15 protein-coding genes are annotated in these 15,373 nt (G+C 67.3%); 2 read left to right on the top strand and 13 right to left on the bottom strand.

The genetic code is table 11. From position 1 onward, the window contains the following. Window positions 1-35: 35 nt before the first annotated feature. From BHK69_RS01285 to BHK69_RS01275, 3 genes are all read right to left on the bottom strand, one after another. Complete coding sequence (locus BHK69_RS01285) at window positions 36-677, bottom strand: tetratricopeptide repeat protein (protein WP_083269767.1); 642 nt, start codon at window positions 675-677, stop codon at window positions 36-38. 184 nt (window positions 678-861) lie between these two features. Next, the gene (gene ykgO, locus BHK69_RS01280) at window positions 862-987 is read right to left on the bottom strand and encodes a type B 50S ribosomal protein L36 (RefSeq protein WP_038363015.1); all 126 of its coding nucleotides are present in this window, start codon (window positions 985-987) and stop codon (window positions 862-864) included. Window positions 988-1,165: 178 nt separating this feature from the next. Next, window positions 1,166-1,957: an MBL fold metallo-hydrolase gene (locus BHK69_RS01275; protein WP_069688533.1), complete on the bottom strand. Its 792-nt coding sequence runs from the start codon at window positions 1,955-1,957 to the stop codon at window positions 1,166-1,168. Between the two features lie 448 nt (window positions 1,958-2,405). On the opposite strand from BHK69_RS01275, the gene BHK69_RS01270 reads away from it, so the two are divergent. After that, window positions 2,406-2,615, top strand: a complete 210-nt coding sequence (locus BHK69_RS01270) for a hypothetical protein (RefSeq protein ID WP_148663288.1) — start codon at window positions 2,406-2,408, stop codon at window positions 2,613-2,615. Window positions 2,616-2,702: 87 nt separating this feature from the next. Here BHK69_RS01270 and hemC read toward each other — a convergent pair whose 3' ends face one another. After that, window positions 2,703-3,647 (bottom strand): hydroxymethylbilane synthase, encoded by a 945-nt coding sequence (gene hemC / locus BHK69_RS01265; RefSeq protein WP_069688532.1) that lies wholly within the window; start codon window positions 3,645-3,647, stop codon window positions 2,703-2,705. A 241-nt stretch (window positions 3,648-3,888) separates the two neighbouring features. Here hemC and BHK69_RS01260 point away from each other — a divergent pair, with 241 nt between their 5' ends. Continuing rightward, complete coding sequence (locus BHK69_RS01260) at window positions 3,889-5,091, top strand: MFS transporter (protein WP_069688531.1); 1,203 nt, start codon at window positions 3,889-3,891, stop codon at window positions 5,089-5,091. A gap of 26 nt (window positions 5,092-5,117) precedes the next feature. Here the strand turns inward: BHK69_RS01260 and BHK69_RS01255 are convergent, their stop codons facing one another. The 9 genes from BHK69_RS01255 to BHK69_RS01215 all read right to left on the bottom strand — a co-directional run bounded on the left by BHK69_RS01255 (window position 5,118) and on the right by BHK69_RS01215 (window position 15,349). Then, complete coding sequence (locus BHK69_RS01255) at window positions 5,118-5,687, bottom strand: transglycosylase SLT domain-containing protein (RefSeq protein ID WP_083269766.1); 570 nt, start codon at window positions 5,685-5,687, stop codon at window positions 5,118-5,120. Further along, window positions 5,647-6,864: a flagellar hook-length control protein FliK gene (locus BHK69_RS01250; protein WP_069688529.1), complete on the bottom strand. Its 1,218-nt coding sequence runs from the start codon at window positions 6,862-6,864 to the stop codon at window positions 5,647-5,649. The genes BHK69_RS01255 and BHK69_RS01250 overlap by 41 nt, the downstream gene beginning before the upstream one ends. Further along, window positions 6,861-8,063 carry a MotC family chemotaxis protein gene (locus tag BHK69_RS01245; protein ID WP_069688528.1) on the bottom strand — a complete coding sequence of 401 codons (1,203 nt, stop codon included), beginning with the start codon at window positions 8,061-8,063 and terminating at the stop codon, window positions 6,861-6,863. Before BHK69_RS01245 ends, BHK69_RS01250 begins: the two co-directional genes overlap by 4 nt. Then, window positions 8,060-9,343, bottom strand: a complete 1,284-nt coding sequence (locus BHK69_RS01240; protein ID WP_069688527.1) for a MotB family protein — start codon at window positions 9,341-9,343, stop codon at window positions 8,060-8,062. The genes BHK69_RS01245 and BHK69_RS01240 overlap by 4 nt, the downstream gene beginning before the upstream one ends. A 2-nt stretch (window positions 9,344-9,345) precedes the next feature. Further along, on the bottom strand, window positions 9,346-10,041 hold the full coding sequence (locus BHK69_RS01235; RefSeq protein WP_069688526.1) for a FliH/SctL family protein: 696 nt from the start codon (window positions 10,039-10,041) through the stop codon (window positions 9,346-9,348). Beyond that, window positions 10,038-11,648 (bottom strand): flagellar basal-body MS-ring/collar protein FliF, encoded by a 1,611-nt coding sequence (gene fliF, locus BHK69_RS01230; RefSeq protein ID WP_069688525.1) that lies wholly within the window; start codon window positions 11,646-11,648, stop codon window positions 10,038-10,040. Before fliF ends, BHK69_RS01235 begins: the two co-directional genes overlap by 4 nt. Window positions 11,649-11,783: 135 nt before the next feature. Further along, entirely contained in the window at window positions 11,784-13,022 is a 1,239-nt protein-coding gene (locus tag BHK69_RS32995) for a flagellin N-terminal helical domain-containing protein (protein WP_069688524.1), read from the bottom strand. Between the two features lie 192 nt (window positions 13,023-13,214). After that, window positions 13,215-14,279 (bottom strand): EscU/YscU/HrcU family type III secretion system export apparatus switch protein, encoded by a 1,065-nt coding sequence (locus BHK69_RS01220; protein ID WP_069688523.1) that lies wholly within the window; start codon window positions 14,277-14,279, stop codon window positions 13,215-13,217. A 14-nt stretch (window positions 14,280-14,293) separates the two neighbouring features. Further along, on the bottom strand, window positions 14,294-15,349 hold the full coding sequence (locus tag BHK69_RS01215; protein ID WP_148663287.1) for a flagellar motor switch protein FliG: 1,056 nt from the start codon (window positions 15,347-15,349) through the stop codon (window positions 14,294-14,296). Window positions 15,350-15,373 lie beyond the last annotated feature (24 nt).

Here is a 15,373-nt window from a genome sequence, read left to right as displayed (position 1 = left end):
CGGCTTCGGTTTCGCCAGGGATCACGACGCGTGCTTCAGGCGTCGCGTCCGTCGACTTCGCTCGCTAGCGATTCGACCGCGCTCTTGATCGCCTCCAGCTGTGGATAGATCGCGAGCGCGCGGCGATAGGCCACCATGGCGTGCTTGTCGTCGCCCTGCTGCCGCAGGATCGAGCCGAGGCCGATCATCGCGCCATAGTGGCGCGGCTCGCGCTTCAAGGTCTCGCCGATGTCGAGCATCGAGCGAATCGGGTCGCCGGCGATGAAGAGCGCATTGGCGCGCTGGTTCCAGGCCTCGGCCCAGTCGGGCTCCAGGCTGATGACGCGGTCGAGCAGTTCGATCGCGAGTTCAGTCTGCTTGTCGCGCAGAGCCGTCTGGGCGCGCGTCATCAAGAGATCGGCGGTGTCGGAGCCAGAGCGCGCCCAGCGACGCTGGATCAGATTGGCGATGCCCTTGGCTTCCTCGGACGATTTGGCGGCGGCGAGGCGCTCGAACAGGCGGTCGAGCGTGGCGGCTGGTGTCCTCGGCGGGGCGGGCGCGGGCGCAACCGGATTATCGTCCTTGTCTGCGGGCGGGACGAAACCGGGGCGCGGCGGCGGGCTTTCCTGAGCGCGCAGCGGGGCGGCCGAGAAGGGCGCGGCTGCGGCCAGCGCCAGCGCGAAAGCGACGGGAAGCATGCGCGAATTGATCATGCACTGCAGTGTAAAGGAGCTGCTGCGTGCGTCAATTCACGGAGAGGCGAGTTGGCCACGACGCGAAGACTTGGCCACAACGCAAAAAGGCGGGATACGCCCGAGGGCGCCCCGCCATGCCGTCCAACCGGAGCGAGAACCGCGCGACGAAGCCGCCGCGCGCCAAATCTCAGCCCTGGCGCGCCTTGAAGCGCTTCTGGACCTTGTTGATGATGTAGACGCGGCCCTTGCGGCGCACGAGCTGGTTGTCGCGATGGCGCGCGCGCAGCGACTTCAGCGAATTGCGGATCTTCATGGTCTCAACTCCGTCGATCTGCCTTTGCGGGCAAACCGGTCAAAAACTAAGCCTTCCGACGCGAACCGGAGACCGGCCCTCATCGACCACGCGAATGGTGCGGCTGATGCGATGCCGGCTGTATACGGATTTTTCCGGATATCGCAAGGGCGAAGCCGGCTTGAGCGACCAAAAAACCTCAGGCGATCGCCGCCAGATAACGCTCGAAGGAACGCTCCAGCGCCGCCTTGGCTCCGCCGGCGATGACCCGGCCCTCGAAGCCGCCATAGACCTTGTCGAAGGCGTAAGGCTCCAGGATCGCCGCGATCCGGCGGATCGTCGCGGCGTTGACCGGGATCATGTTCGGATAGGAGTAGAGCGCGCTGACATGGCGGCGATCAGCTGTGACCTGCAGCACGTCGCCGGTATAGAGCGCTCCCGCTCCCGCTGCGTGATGCAGCACGGTCGCGCCGGCGAAATGCCCGCCGCAGCGTAGCAGGGTGAGCGCGGGGCCAAGCTTCAGCGCCTCGCCGTCCCAGTGCCTGATCGCCGGATCGGGCTCGGTCACCCAGACCCGGTCGTCGGCATGGAGATGCACCGGCACGTCGAGCGCCTGCGCCCATTCCGCCATCGCGGAGTAGAAATGCGGATGCGAGATCGCGATGCCGATGATCTTGCCGCGCGCCCGGACCGCATCGAGCGCGGTTTGTGTGACCAGGCCGATGCAGTCCCAGAGCAGATTCCCTTCTTCGGCCTCGACGAGCAGCGCGCGCTGATCGATGGCGAAAGCGGGCTGGATGCGCAGGCCGAGCACGCCATGGTCCGGCACACAGGCGACATGGTGATCGGCGGCGAGCTCGTCCGTCGTCAGCCAGTCCTGCCCGCCCCAGCGAACATATTGCCGTTCGTCGAGGCAGATCGGGCAGCCGGGCGGCGGTGTCGGGGCATCGGGAAAGCGCGCGCCGCATTGGCGGCAGAGGAAGCGGGGCATGGCAAACGCTCCGGGGCGGTAAGGTCACGATGCTAGCCTCGGCGGCGCGGCGGCGTTATCTGGCGCGGAGCCGGGCCGCCATGCATGCGCGCGACGCAACCATGGCGTCGGCATGGCCTAGAGGTTGTTATGGACTATCGGGATGATTTGACGCAGGCGATTTTGTGCGAATGCCAGGAGTTCGAGGACGCAAACCTGCCGGTTTGCTACGAAGAACGACGCCGCAGTCGCGCAAAAGCGCCGCGCCCTGCGGGTGAGGTGAAAACGGCGGAGCTGCAGCGTCGCATCGTTTGCCGATACCAATGGTATCGTCTGCGCAATGCTCCTCCCATCTCCGCCGTTTTGACCTCATCAAATCGTCCCGATAGTCCATAACAACCTCTAAGCAAGGGAACTTCTGGGCATTGCCGTGCGTTTCCAACCATTGATCTCTTTTGGGAAAATCATCGTGAAAACCCTGACCCTGACTTTGCTTGCCGTGACCGCACTCGCGCTTGGAGCCTGCGGCAACCGGACGGAACAGCGCATCGGCGGTGCGGCCGTGGGCGCGGGCACCGGCGCTGTCGTCGCCGGTCCTGTCGGAGCCGTAGTCGGTGGAGCAGCTGGCGCGATCGCGGCACCGACGGTCGTGCGCGAGACGCGTCGCTCCACACGCTGAGCCCGCTCGGCGCAAGATCGGCAGAAGGCAGAAAGGCCACCCTTGCGGGTGGCCTTTCGTCTTTGTGGGAATGGGGAGCGTTGCTTCCTACGCACCGACGAATTTGAAGTGGCCGCCGAAGCTTCGATAGGATGATTCGAGGATGGCGACGCCGCCGCGAAGCCGCAAGGTTTCGGCGGTGGCGAGCCCGAGTTCGACGGCCCGTTCGGCGGTGTCTTCTTGCGTGGCGACGATGCGCTCGCGCCCGTCGAGCGAGGTGATCTGGGCGTGCAGGACAAGGCGCCCGTCCTTCCAGCTGGTGCAGACGCCGACGGGCAGGCTGCAGCCCGCCCCCAGGGCATGCAACATCGCCCGTTCGCAATCGACCTCGGCGCGGGCCTTCGGGTCCTCGATGTCCTTCAGGATCGCCAGCACATCGGCGTCGTCGCCTCTGGCCTCGATGCCGAGCGCGCCCTGGCCGACGGCATGGGGAAAGAACTGCGGATCCAAAAGCTCCGTCGTGGCGCCCGCCAGCCCCAGGCGCTGAAGCCCGGCCTGGGCCAGGATGACGGCGTCGAGGCCATGCTCCCCATCGATCTTGGCGAGCCGGGGGCCGACATTGCCTCGGATCGGCACGACCTCGATATCCGGACACAGGCTCATGATCTGGGCGCGCCGGCGCAGGGAGCCGGTGCCGACCTTGGCGCCGGGCTTGAGATTGTCCAGGGTCGCGCCGCAGAGAACGTCGCGCGCATCCTCCCGCTCGGGCACGGCGGCCAGGACCAGCCCCTCACGTAGCGTCGTCGGCAGATCCTTCAGGGAGTGGACGACGATGTCGACTTCCCGGGAGACCAGCTGCTCCTCATGTTCGGTCGAGAACACGCCGATGATGCCGAACTGGTGGAATTCGGAGACGCGGTCCTTGTCCGCGATCGTCGCGATCGGGTGCAGCGAGAACTCGGTCTCGGGGTGCTTCGCCTTGATCAGGCCGATGACGTAATTGGTTTGCGCCATCGCCAGCGGGCTGCGCCGCGTGCCTATCTTGATGTGCATGGGGACGGTTCACCTGGGCTCGAAGCCCGCTCGCGGCCATTGATTTGAGGCGCTCTATATCAGGGGCGGGTGGCGGCGACGAGTGCGGCGTTCCACCGCTCTCCGATCGGCTGGGATGGGCCGGCCGGCCGCCACCGGCGCTGCGTCATGCGTATTCCAGGCCAGAGCTTGCCTCAAACGTCGATGGCGGTGCCCCGGCTGCGGTGTAAACGTCGCGGCCCCACGCTGCCAAGGCCACCCCATGCTCGTCTTCAAACCGCTCGCAGAGCGCCGCATCGCCTTGCTGTGGGGCAGCCAGCTGTTCTCCGCGACCGGGGCCGAGTTCTACATGGTCGCGGTGGTGTGGATCGCGACCTCGCTGATCGGGCGCGATGCCGGCTACATCTCGGCGCTGCAGGCGGGAGCGCTGCTCGCAGGCAGCCTGTTCGGCGGCGTCCTGACCGATCGCTGGCGCTTCAAGACGACGATGATCGTAACCAGCCTCATTCGGGCGCTGCTCCTTGTCGTCCTGTCCGTGGCCGGCATGCTCGGCCTGATGAGCCTGCCGCTGCTTGCGATCGTTGCCGGGCTCGTGGCGCTGGCGACCTCGGCCTATGATCCGGCACTGCAGGGCACGCTTCCGGTGCTGGCGCCCGAGCCTCGCTTGCGCCACGCGGTCAACGGGCTCTTCGACGCGACGCGGCGGATGGCGCGCATCCTCGGCCCGAGCCTGATCGCGCTGGTCAACGGCATCGTGCCGATCGGGCAGTTCTTCACGATCACGGCGGCGGGCTTCCTGCTCTCGGCGATCGGCGTCGGGCGCGGCCTGAAAGGCGTCGAGATTCCGCCGACCTCGACCGGACGGGGTTTTGCCGCGGTGAGGGATGCGTTGTCGGGAGGCCTGCGTGCGATGCGTGGGCATGCCGTCATGCGATATGGCCTGATCGCCGATCTCGTCGGCAATATCGCCTGGTCGATGGGTTTCCTGCTCGGCATGGCCTTGTATCTGCGCGCGACCAGCGCCGACCCGCTCACGGATTACAGCTTGATGATGACCGCCTATGGGCTGGGCAATCTCGGCGCGAACCTCGTCCTGGTGAGCCTGCGGCCGCAGCGTCCCGCGCTATGGCTCGTCGGCTCGAAATTGATCTTCGGTGCCGGCGTCATGCTGCTGCCCTTCGCGCCCGACCGTGCCTGGCTGATGGCCTTTGCCGCCTTTGCCGCCATCAACGGCCCGCTCGAAAATCTCGCGCTGCTCCACATCATGCAGCATGATTTTCCGCCGCAGCGCCTCTCGCAGGTCTACCGCCTGCAGATGTGCGCCGTCTTCGCCGGCTCGCTGATCGGCTATCTCGCAGCTCCCGTCCTGTTCGGCCAGTTCGGGGTCGGTGTGATGATCACGGCGGCCGGCGCGGCGACCTTCGTCATGGGCGTCATCGGCCTGGCGCTCTTCGCGCGGCGCTGACCGGCCTCACCCGCAGAAAGCTCTTGTCAGCCGCAAAACGACTTGGCTTTGTCGGTCCATTGGCCGAAACCGGTCGCGACCATGTTGCGGATGACGGTGCAGACATAGCGCTGCTGGGCCGGATTGTTGTTGGGCCCGGCGTGGTAGCGGGCGACCGCCATCGTCCAGCTGTCATGGCGCGCCTTCAGGCGCTTCAGGAATTTCGCGGAATATTCGACATTCAGCCCGGGCTCGAACATCGCGTCGAGGCTGGGGAACTGATCGCGGTGGTAATGGTGGTTGATCTGCATGCAGCCGATATCGATCAGCTTCTTGCCCTCGGCGCGGGCGGCGTTGAAGGCGCTCAGGGCCTCATCCTTGGTCGCGCCGAAGAAGGGCCGGCCCTGGATATTGAGTGCGTAGGGCTGCAGCGAGCTGCGCCGGCCGCTCTCGGTGAGGCCGACCGAATAGAGCACGCCGACAGGAATGTCGTAGGCCTTGGCGACGCGGATCATGTGCTCCTCGCAGACGGTCTGCGCGACCGCCGGCGAGGCCAGGCTAGAGATAGCGAGCAGGCTAAAGATAGCGCGAGGGATCGCGGCCCTTGCTGCGGGCATCATCCAGGTCATGGGATTCGTCCTTGCTGGGGGCGATGTCGGCAACCCAGCCGCGCTGACGCGGTTCCTGCCGGTGCTCGCCTTGTCGGGATTGCTCGAAGCCGCGCCCGTCTCCATTACGCCCGCCCGAGCGCTCGTCGGAGGCGTTGCCCTGTCCGGCCTGGCGGTCCGAGGCCGGGGCATCGATATGGACCGTTTCCACGGAGACGGCGTCGATCGAATAGCCGCTCGCCTTGATGACCTCGCGCAATGCATCCTTGTCATTGGCGAGCATCTGCGCCGTCTCGGCGCGACTGGCCTCGAGCCGGATCTCCATGCCGCCCTGCGACAGCCGCAGCTTGACGGTGATGTTGCCGAGCTCGACCGGGCGCAATTCGATATGGAGGATCTTGGTGGGCGCGGAGATTTCGGCCGGCTTGTCCGATCCGAGCTCCGGCACGGCCTCGGCGCGCGAGGCGGCCAGTTCGACGGCGGCCTGCCTGATCGACTCGACCACTTGCTGGAACGGCGACAGCCGCATGACCGGCGGCAGATAGGTCTCCTGGCGCGTGATGCTGATGGAGAGCGGTTTTGCCGGTTGGCCGTCTTCCTTGCCGGCCTCAGTGGCGCCGGCCTTGTCGTCGATCAGGTCATTGAGCTGCGACAAGGCCGTCGACCCGGGCATGTCCGGGCCGGGCTCATCGTCGCTCGGCATGGCGGGACCCTGCTCTCCGGCGGGCGCTCGGGCGGCGCCCTTGGCGGTGTCGGCACCGGCCTGGCGGCCAGCCTGCGCCAGCGCACTGCTCAAGGAGGCGAGCGAGGCGTCGCGCTTGGTCGGTTCCTTGCGCGGCTCCTGAGCGTCGCGGGCAGGGGTTTGCAGGGCGCCCAGCAGCAGCCGCGCCGCCGCGTCCGGCGAGGTCGCGGCTTCCGGCTGCGGGAGCATGGCCGCTGCAGCGCTCACGTCGGACCCAGCTGCCGTGCCATCCTCGCCGGGTTCCGCGAAGGCCACTTCCGCGCCCTTCTCGGCAGGAGCGAGCTTTCCCTGCGGCGCCGTGTTGGTCACGCTCTGGAGCAGGGCGCGAAAGGCGGAGCCGCGCTCCTCGCGCCCGCCGATCCCGCCTCGCGCCTTGGCATCCTTACCGGTCGTATTCGCGGCGGCCCGGCCTTGAGGAAGGGTCGGCGTTTCGAGGTTGCTCATGGCGTCTTCCTTGCCTTCGGCCGAGGATCGAGCAGGGCCTGCGATTCACGCAGGCTTCTCTCCGCCATGGTCACGAGCCGCTTCATGCCGGGGTCGATTCCGGCGGGCTCGGACTCGGCGTTCGGCGTCGTGGTGGGGCGGGCCGGTGCATCGACGATATGCGAGGCGACGCGCAGGGCCGTCTGCAGGATCTCGGTCTCGGCGGGGGGCAGGCGGGCGGGGTCGATCGTCTTCAGCGTGACGAGCGCACCGTCGGCACGATCGACCGCGATGCGCGCGGCGGCGGCATAAAGCGAGGTGCGCGCGGCCGTGTCGGGATCGGCGCCCGGCAGCCTGGCCGCCTCGTCGGCGGCACGGCGCGCCTGTTCGAAGCGGCCTTTGAGCAGGGCATCGCGCGCGATGATCAGCAGGACGGCACGGCGCTGCTCGCGGTCGAACGCTTGCAGCGTGGCGACGAGCCGGGGAAACTTGTCGGCATCGCGGCCGATATCGAAGCGGATCAGCCCGGCCGCGAAGCTCTGGCGGAAATTCTCGGCATAGACCGAGCGGTCGAAGCGGCGGATATATTGCGCGGTCGCTTTTTCCAGGCGGTCCAGCTCGTTGATCTCGGCCGCGATGAAGACCGCGCGGCGCAGCGCGCCTTCCTCCACCAACGAACCCGGAGCGAGCAGGCGGGCCTGGTCGAGCAATTCCAGTGCGCGCTTCTGGTCGCTGCGCATGATCAGGCTGGCCTGGATGAGCGCGAGATGCCCGGCGAGCGTTTCGTGCAGGGTCGCGGGGTCCAGCGGCAGCAGCAGCGTGCGCGCCCTGGCGCTGTCGCCGGTGACATAGGCGAGCGCGCCTTCCGCCAGGCCCTGCGGCAGGCCGACGGGCTCGCCGCGTGCGAGCAATTCGCGCAGCACGGTGGGCTGGCCGCCGCTCAGCACATATTGCACGATCGCGCGGGTGTTGCGCGGATCGGCCCAGATCTCCGGAGGTTGTTGCAGCAGGGGCTGCTCGACATCCCGCAGCAGCTTGGCCTGCGCCGTATGGGCGACCTTGCTGCCGGCGGCCGCCTCGTTCTGGAGCGACTGCAAGGTCCGCACGATCTGATAGGGCTGGGGCGATGCCGCCGGGACGGCCTCGGTCTGTGCCCGCACCGGCGACGTCAGAAGGCAGATCGCCGTGGCGATCCAGAGGCCTCGCGCGCTGCGTTTCATGCCCTCTTCTCTCTGACGAGGATCTCGATCCGGCGGTTTTCCGCTGCGTTGGGATCGGCCGCGCGCGGCTTGCGGCTGGCATAGCCCTCGACATGCTCGATGCGGGTCTCGTCGATGCCGCCCTGGATCAGCAGATCCTGCGCGGCATGGGCGCGCGCGGTCGAGAGCCGCCAATTGTCGTTCTGCCGGCCGCGGAAGAGCCGCCCATCGGTATGGCCGCGAATGATGATCGCACCCTCGCGCTTGTTCAGGACGGAGGCGATGCGCTGCATGGCCTTGACCGTCTCCTGATGGGGATCGGCCGAGCCGATCGCGAACATCCCGAAATTGGCGTCGTCGGTCAGGCTGATCAGCAGGCCTTCATCGGTCTGGCGGACATCGACCTGGGGGCTGTCGCGACGCTGGCTGTCCTCCTTGCCGCCTGAGATCGCAGCCGCGATCGCCCTGGCGACGGCGGTGTCGGCCGGGGTTTGCTCGGCGCCGGGCTTCACGCTCAGGGCCGGCTCAGGCCGGGCGACGCTGCGCGGGCTCATCGGCAGCGCCGCCGCGCCCGAGGTGGCGACGGCTCCCGGCTGTTCGGCGCCGGCCTCCTTCGCCTGGGCGAGAACCGGGGCCGCTTCCGGCTCCGTCCGCCTCAGTGCCGGCGCGATGGGCATGGCCACGGGCTGAGGCGCAGGTGGGGCCGTTGTCGGCGAGGCTGTCGCGACCGCTCTGCTGTCTGGCTTGACGGCGGGATCGCCCTGCAGCGCCTGGCGCCAGAAATTCGGGTCGAACGGATCGCGCGGCACCTCGTCGCCCTTCGCGCCGGGCGCACCCGTCGCGGCCAGGGGCTGGGGCAGGGCCTTGTCGGCCCTGGCTTCGACCTTGCTCGCGGCGACCTCGGCCAGGACAGCGTAAGGATCCTCGAAACCCGCCGCGCCCTGCCTTGGATCCCTGGCCGGAATGCTCGGGCGGCGTTCGGAGCCGGAGCCGGCCGCCCCGACCTCGTGGCCTTCATGGCGGATGGCGTGCTCGGCTTCGCCGGGGTCAGCATCCTGGGGATTGCGCACGCCCTTGCGGTCGGCGGTCGTGTCCGAGAGCCGGATCGGGTTGAAATATTGCGCGACGCGCGAGCGTGTTTCGCGGTTCGTCGAATTCACCAGCCAGAGCACCAGGAACAGCGCCATCATCGCCGTCATGAAGTCGGCATGGGCAATCTTCCAGACGCCGGTCTTAGGCTGGTCCACGACCCTCGCCGCGGAGCGGCGGACGATGATGATGTCCGGCTGATCCTTGCTCATGCTCACGCGTTCCGGTTCGTTTCTGGGCCGAGAGCTTCGGATCGGCGGCGCCTACGGTCGGGGCCCTTGCCCTCCAGCCGGGCGACCCAGGCCTCGATCCGGGTCTCGATGATGGTGTCCTGTGTCACGATGCTGACCTCGACTGCGTCGCTCTCGGCGAATTCCACCGCCCGGCCTTCCGGGAAGACCGAACGCAGCGTCGCCAGGAGGCGGGCTGGACCGCTGATGCGGATGAGCGAGCCGTCGCTTCCGGCGAGCAGCGGCGCGATCTGCTCGATCAACGCCCGGCTCGCGGCATCCCTCAGCTCTGCCTCCAGGAACGGGCGCAGCAGGCGGCCGACCGTGTCGGACAAGGTCTCGCCGAGCGCTTCGAGCGCCTTGGGAAGCTCCGCCTCCAGCCGCATGGCGACGTCACCGGCCCAGTTCCGGCGCTCGCCGGCGAGCGCCTCGGCAGCCTCCTGGCGCAACGCCGTGATTTGCCTCTCAGCCTCGGCGCGGCCCTCAGTGAGCCCGGCCTGGCGGCCGTTCTCGAAGATCTGGTCGAGATCGGGAGCCGGTTCGCGTGGCAGCTTGAGCAGGAAGGGCGGCAGCTCGACCGCGGCATGCTCGTTGGCCGCGCTCTCGGCGGCGATGTTCGGGGGGCTGATCTCCTCGATGTCGAAGCTCGGGATGAAGTCGCTGGCCGGAAGGTGCTTCACGCGCGGGCTCCTTCCTGGATCCACTGCTTGAGGACGGCGGCTGCCTGGGCCTCATCGAAGTCGATGAGCTGCTCCAGCTTCTTCAGCGGCGAGCGCTGCGAGGCCTGGGTGAGATCGCCGATCAGGTTGAGGCCGAGCTCGGGCCCCGCGATCTGGGCCGGGATGTCGCCGGCCGTGACTGAGGCGACGACCGGCGCGGGCTCGGGGCGCTTCAGCAGCGCGCCGATCGAGGGTCGCAGGCCGAACCAGATGATCAGCGCCGCCAGGGCCAGGATCGTGACCGCGTTGATCAGCGTCCCGGACTGGCGCAGCAGCGCTTCGCCGATGCCGATGGGGGCGGCGGGTTCGAGGGTGCGGCTGCCTTGCAGGAAGTCGACGGCCAGCACCTTGATGTTGTCGCCGCGCTGATTGCTGATGCCGGCGGCCGAGCTGACGACCTGCCTGACCTCGTCGAGCCGCTGGTCGATCTGCTCCTGCGAGGGCGCGACCCCGAGCGATTCGACCAGGCGCGGCCGGTTGATCAGCACCGCGATCGACATCTTCGCGATCGAGTAGCCGTCGCTGATCGTCTGCGTCTTCTTCGAGGAGATCTCGTAATTCGTCAGCTCCTCGCGGCGCTGCTTCTCCTCGCTGGAGCGCTGGCCGCCATCGGCGCGCACCGCGCGCTCGGGAACGTTCTGCTCGACCGTGGTCGGCTCCTGGGTCGCGGCGTTCTGCGAAGTGTCGTTCTCGCGCACCACGCGGACCGAGCGCTCGACCTTGGAATCGGGGTTGAAGACGGTCTCGCTGGTCTCCTTGCGGTCGGTGTTCAGGTCGGTCGCGACGCTGATCTCGAAATTCTCCAGGCCGAGATAGGGGGTCAGCGCCTTGCGGACATTGTCCTGGATCTCGCGATTGACGTTCTGCTGCAGCCCGGCGAGCTTGCCCGCCTGCATCTGGCCGGGTTCGCCGCCGGCGGCGAGCACGGTGCCGTCGGTGTTCAGCACCGTCACCTTCTCGGTGGTGAGGCCGGGCACGGCGGAGGCGACGAGATGGCGCACGGCCTGCGCGATGTTGCCGGCGCCCGAGGTCTCGGTGCGCACGACGACGCTGGCCGAGGCCGGCTGCTGGTCGCGGCGGAAGGAGCCCTTGTCGGCCAGGACGAGATGCACACTCGCCGCCTTGACGCCGCGCATGAGCTGGATCGTGCGCGAGAGCTCGCCTTCGAGGGCGCGCACGCGGGTGATCTCCTGCATGAAGGAGGTCAGTCCGAGCGAGCCGAGCTTGTCGAAGAGCTCGTAGCCGCCGCTGGTGCTGCGCGGCAGGCCCTTCTCGGCGAGCAGCATGCGCGCCTGGCCGGCCTGCGACGGCTTGACCAGGATCTGCGATCCCTCGGCGTTCACGTCGAAGACGACACCGGCCTCCTGGAGGGCGGCGCCGATGCGGTTGACGTCCTCGCGCTGGAGGCCGCTGTAGAGGACCGACATCTCCGGCCGGCTGAGATAATAGGCGCTGGCACCGATCGCCCCGAAGACGAACAGCCCGATCGCGGCGAGCGCTGCGAGGCGCTTATGCCCGAGCTGCTGGAGGTTGAGCCAAATCTCTTCAGCGTATTGCCGACCCGGCATCGTCGTTCCTTCGAGCTTCGGAGGTTATGACGGAAGTATTCCTCGCCAGCCTTGCGCGAGCATTGCGTCGCGCAACGAAAAGGCCACGCTCCGTGAGGAGCGTGGCCCGTTGGCGTCGGTCGTGGCGCGGAGGCGTCAGTTGCGGAACAGCGAGAGGATGCTCTGGCTGCCGGAGTTGGCGATCGACAGCGCCTGGATGCCGAGCTGCTGCTGCGTCTGCAGAGCCTGGAGGCGGGTCGATTCGGCATTCATGTCGGCGTCGACGAGCTGGCCGACACCGCGATCGAGCGAGTCGGTCAGGGCCTGCACGAAGTCCTGCTGAAGGCCGATGCGGTTCTTGATGGCGCCGAGGTTGGTGGCGGCATCGGTAATGTCACCCAGAGCATCGTCGACGGCCGAGATATAGGTCTCGAGCTTCGCGAGGTCGGCGGCGTTGTCGGTCAGCGCCGAGATGTCGAGATCGTTGACGCTGAAGGTTTCCCACGCTGTCCCGTTATAGGCATCGTAGGACTTGTCGAGGATGCCCTTGCCGGTCTGCGTCGCCGGAGCGGTCGCCAGCGCGGCCGGTGCCGTCAGACCGCTGGTGAGGGCGATCGTGATGCCTTCCGCATTGCGGTTGGCGAACTCCAGCTGCCCGCCCGCCGTATCGACAGCGACGGTCAGCCCCTCGATGCCAAGCTTCATGATGTCCTTGGCGATGCTCTCCAGCGTCGAGGTCGCCGTCGTCGCGACGTTCAGCGTGGCGCCAGTACCGACCTGGACGGTGATGGTGCCGGCCGCGGCGACAAAGGTGCCGGTGCTGGCGCCGGTGACCACGTTGGTGGCCGGTGTCGCATCAGCCTTGCTGTCGTAGAGCTTGATCGCCTCGAGGTCGACGGTCACCGTGTCGATCTGGACCACGCCACCGGCGCGGGAGAAGGACGAGACGACCGACTTCGTCGAATTGTAGCTTGCCGAAGCGGAGTCGACGGAGATCCAGTTCTCGCCATTGAACACAGCGGAGTCGCCGGTGTTCTTGAGCTGCTTCTGGAGTTCGGTGATTTCGCTCTGGATCTTGTCGCGATCAACGCCGGGGGTACGGGCGGCGACGAGCTTGGCCTTGATCTCCGAGACGACGTCGACCGTACCGTTGAGGCCGGTATACATCGTGTCGATGGTCGCAGCGCCCAGGCCGAGAGCGTCCTTGACGGCGCCGAGAGCCTTGTTGTCCGAGCGCATGGTGGTGGCGATCGACCAGTAAGCGGCGTTGTCCGAAGCGGTGGAGACGCGCTGGCCGGTGGCGATGCGGTTCTGCGTGGTGGCGAGGTTCTTGTTGGTCATGGACAGCGTCTGCAACGCGGTCATGGCCGAGGAGTTCGTGAGAAGGCTGGTCATGGTTTCTGTTCCTCTATCGATGAATGATGGGGAACATTCCGGATTTTAACCGGTATGGCAGGGCGGCATCATGCCTTTGACGATGTGGGACGCGCCCATCAGGTCAACCTGCCATCCACTCCCTTGTCGCAGCCGAAGCTTGCGCGAGGCTGACCCCAGAATTCCCAACAGCCTCTGGGCTGCATGGAGTGCTCAAGCCACCTTGCGGGCATAGACCAGGCACAGCAGCTCGGCGACGACCTTGTAGAACTCCGGCGGGATCATCTGGTCGATCTGCACGCCGGCATGGAGCGAGCGCGCCAGGACGCGGTCCTCGATCACCGGAATGTCGTTGGCCTCGGCAATCTCGCGGATCTTCAGGGCGATCAGGTCGACGCCCTTGGCGAGCACCAGCGGCGCGCCGCCTTCCTCGGGCACATAGCGCAGCGCCACCGCGTAATGGGTCGGGTTGGCGATGATCATCGTGGCGCGCGGCACGGCGGCCATCATGCGGCTTCTGGCGCGGTCGCGGGCCAGCGAGAGCCGGCGCGATTTCAGGATCGGGTCGCCCTCGGCCTGCTTGTGCTCGTCCTTGATCTCCTGCTTCGTCATCCGCAGCGAGCGGCGCCAGGATTTCTGCGTCCAGACGAGGTCGGCGGCGACGATCACGATCGTCGCGACGCAAGCCGCCGAAAGCAGCCGGGTCGCGATGGTGAGGACCAGTTCCGGAATCGTGCTTGGGTCCTGCAGCATCGCCGTCACCACCGTGTTCTTGTCCGATTTGAGGATCAGCCAGGTCGTCACCGCGATGGCGGCGAATTTGGCCAGCGACTTTCCGAATTCCATCAGGCCCTGCGCCCCGGCGATGCGCGACCAGCCCTTCCCGGGAGAGATGCGCGACCATTGCGGGCTGATCCGTTCCAGCGAGAACTGCGGCGCGTGCTGCAGGAACGAGGCGCTCAGCCCGAAGACCATGAAGAGCAGCAGGATCGGCCCGACGAAGAGGCTGGCCTGAACGGCGACGTAGACCAGGAGCGTCGTCGTGTTCTTGTTCGTCGAGATGTCGAAGCCGGCGGGATCGCTGAGGAAGTTCGAGAGGAAGCGCGTGAGCTCGCCGCCGCTGGCGCGGATCAGGAAGACGCTTGCGATCAAGGTCGCGGCGATGCTGGCGAAGATCGGCGCCTCCTTCGAGGAGGGCGTGTTGCCACGCTCGATCGCGTCCCGAATCTTCTTCTCGGAGGCCTCCTCGGTCTTGCTTTCCTGGTCTTGCTCGGACAACGCCGGTCACCGTCTCATTGGAAGTAAGCGCCGTCCTCGCGCTCCGAATTGAGCTCGATCTCGCCGCGGCCCGCCATGTCGAGCGCGATGTCGGTGATGGCGCGGCGCGCCTCGATGACGTCGCGCTGCAGCGCCGGCTCGCCGTTCTCGAGGTCCTGCTGCACGATGCGGCGCGCGCGCGTCGCCAGGGAGGACAGGATCTGCTCCCTGAACAGGGTCTCGGTTCCCTTGAGGGCCAGGACGAGGCGGTCGGTCGCCACCTGGTCGAAGATCGCCATGCGGTCGCGGGGCGAGAGCTTGACGATGTCCTCGAAGACGAACAGCAGCCCCTTCAGCATCTCGGCCGATTCCGGGCGTACGCGCTGCAGGCTGTCGAGCGCCTCCTCCATGTCCTGGCTGTCCATCTTGTTGAGGATGTCGGCCATGCGGGCATGGGTGTCGGCGCCCTTGTTGCGCGCCAGGTTCAGGGTGAAGCCTTCATAGAGCGCCTTCTCGACGATCGCGCCCGGCTGCTCCGCCACCGGCTTGAGGTTCAGCATTCGGCGCATCAGCTCGTGGCGCTGGCCGGCCGGCCATTGCGTCATGATCCGCGAGGCGCAGGACGGGCTGAGCTTGGACAGGATGAAGGCGATGGTCTGCGGATGCTCCTTGGCGAGATAGCCCGCCAGCACGCTTTCCGACATCATCGAGACGCGGTCCCAGATCGAGCGGTTCGCCGCATCCGCCGTCTCGCCGATGATCTCGGTGATCTCCTCGGCCGGCAGCATGCCGGTCAGCAGCTTCTGGACCTCGCGCGGCGAGCCGACCAGGTTCACGCCGCTGGAAAAGCGATCGCTGAACTCCTCCACCAGTATCGCGATATTATCGGCCGGGATCGGTCCGAGCTCGGCGGCGCAGCGCATCAGCAGGCGGATCTCGCCGGGCTCGAAATGCTTCAGCATCCGCCCAGCGAGGGGCTTGCCCATGGCCAGGACCAGGACGGCCGCCTTCTGCGCTCCGCTGAGCCCGTCACCCGCCGGGACGATGGCTGGCGTGGCGTTCGCCCTGTTGTCCTTCGCAGTCCCCGTCATCGACATGATCCACTCACGCTTCGA

The organism is Bosea vaviloviae (assembly GCF_001741865.1).
GTDB classification, from domain to species: Bacteria; Pseudomonadota; Alphaproteobacteria; order Rhizobiales; family Beijerinckiaceae; genus Allobosea; species Allobosea vaviloviae.
The sequence above is the reverse complement of the archived record's forward strand: the minus strand, read 5'-3'. Positions and strand labels throughout refer to the sequence as shown.

What these genes read in the sequence shown, in the direction of transcription:
- BHK69_RS01255 (WP_083269766.1), bottom strand. Translation starts at nt 5,687, where the DNA reads ATGCCCGCAGCAAGGGCCGCGATCCCTCGCGCTATCTTTAGCCTGCTC.
- BHK69_RS01260 (WP_069688531.1), top strand. Translation starts at nt 3,889, where the DNA reads ATGCTCGTCTTCAAACCGCTCGCAGAGCGCCGCATCGCCTTGCTGTGG.
- BHK69_RS01285 (WP_083269767.1), bottom strand. Translation starts at nt 677, where the DNA reads ATGCTTCCCGTCGCTTTCGCGCTGGCGCTGGCCGCAGCCGCGCCCTTC.
- hemC (WP_069688532.1), bottom strand. Translation starts at nt 3,647, where the DNA reads ATGCACATCAAGATAGGCACGCGGCGCAGCCCGCTGGCGATGGCGCAA.
- BHK69_RS01250 (WP_069688529.1), bottom strand. Translation starts at nt 6,864, where the DNA reads ATGAGCAACCTCGAAACGCCGACCCTTCCTCAAGGCCGGGCCGCCGCG.
- BHK69_RS01240 (WP_069688527.1), bottom strand. Translation starts at nt 9,343, where the DNA reads ATGAGCAAGGATCAGCCGGACATCATCATCGTCCGCCGCTCCGCGGCG.
- BHK69_RS01245 (WP_069688528.1), bottom strand. Translation starts at nt 8,063, where the DNA reads ATGAAACGCAGCGCGCGAGGCCTCTGGATCGCCACGGCGATCTGCCTT.
- BHK69_RS01275 (WP_069688533.1), bottom strand. Translation starts at nt 1,957, where the DNA reads ATGCCCCGCTTCCTCTGCCGCCAATGCGGCGCGCGCTTTCCCGATGCC.
- ykgO (WP_038363015.1), bottom strand. Translation starts at nt 987, where the DNA reads ATGAAGATCCGCAATTCGCTGAAGTCGCTGCGCGCGCGCCATCGCGAC.
- BHK69_RS01215 (WP_148663287.1), bottom strand. Translation starts at nt 15,349, where the DNA reads ATGACGGGGACTGCGAAGGACAACAGGGCGAACGCCACGCCAGCCATC.
- BHK69_RS32995 (WP_069688524.1), bottom strand. Translation starts at nt 13,022, where the DNA reads ATGACCAGCCTTCTCACGAACTCCTCGGCCATGACCGCGTTGCAGACG.
- fliF (WP_069688525.1), bottom strand. Translation starts at nt 11,648, where the DNA reads ATGCCGGGTCGGCAATACGCTGAAGAGATTTGGCTCAACCTCCAGCAG.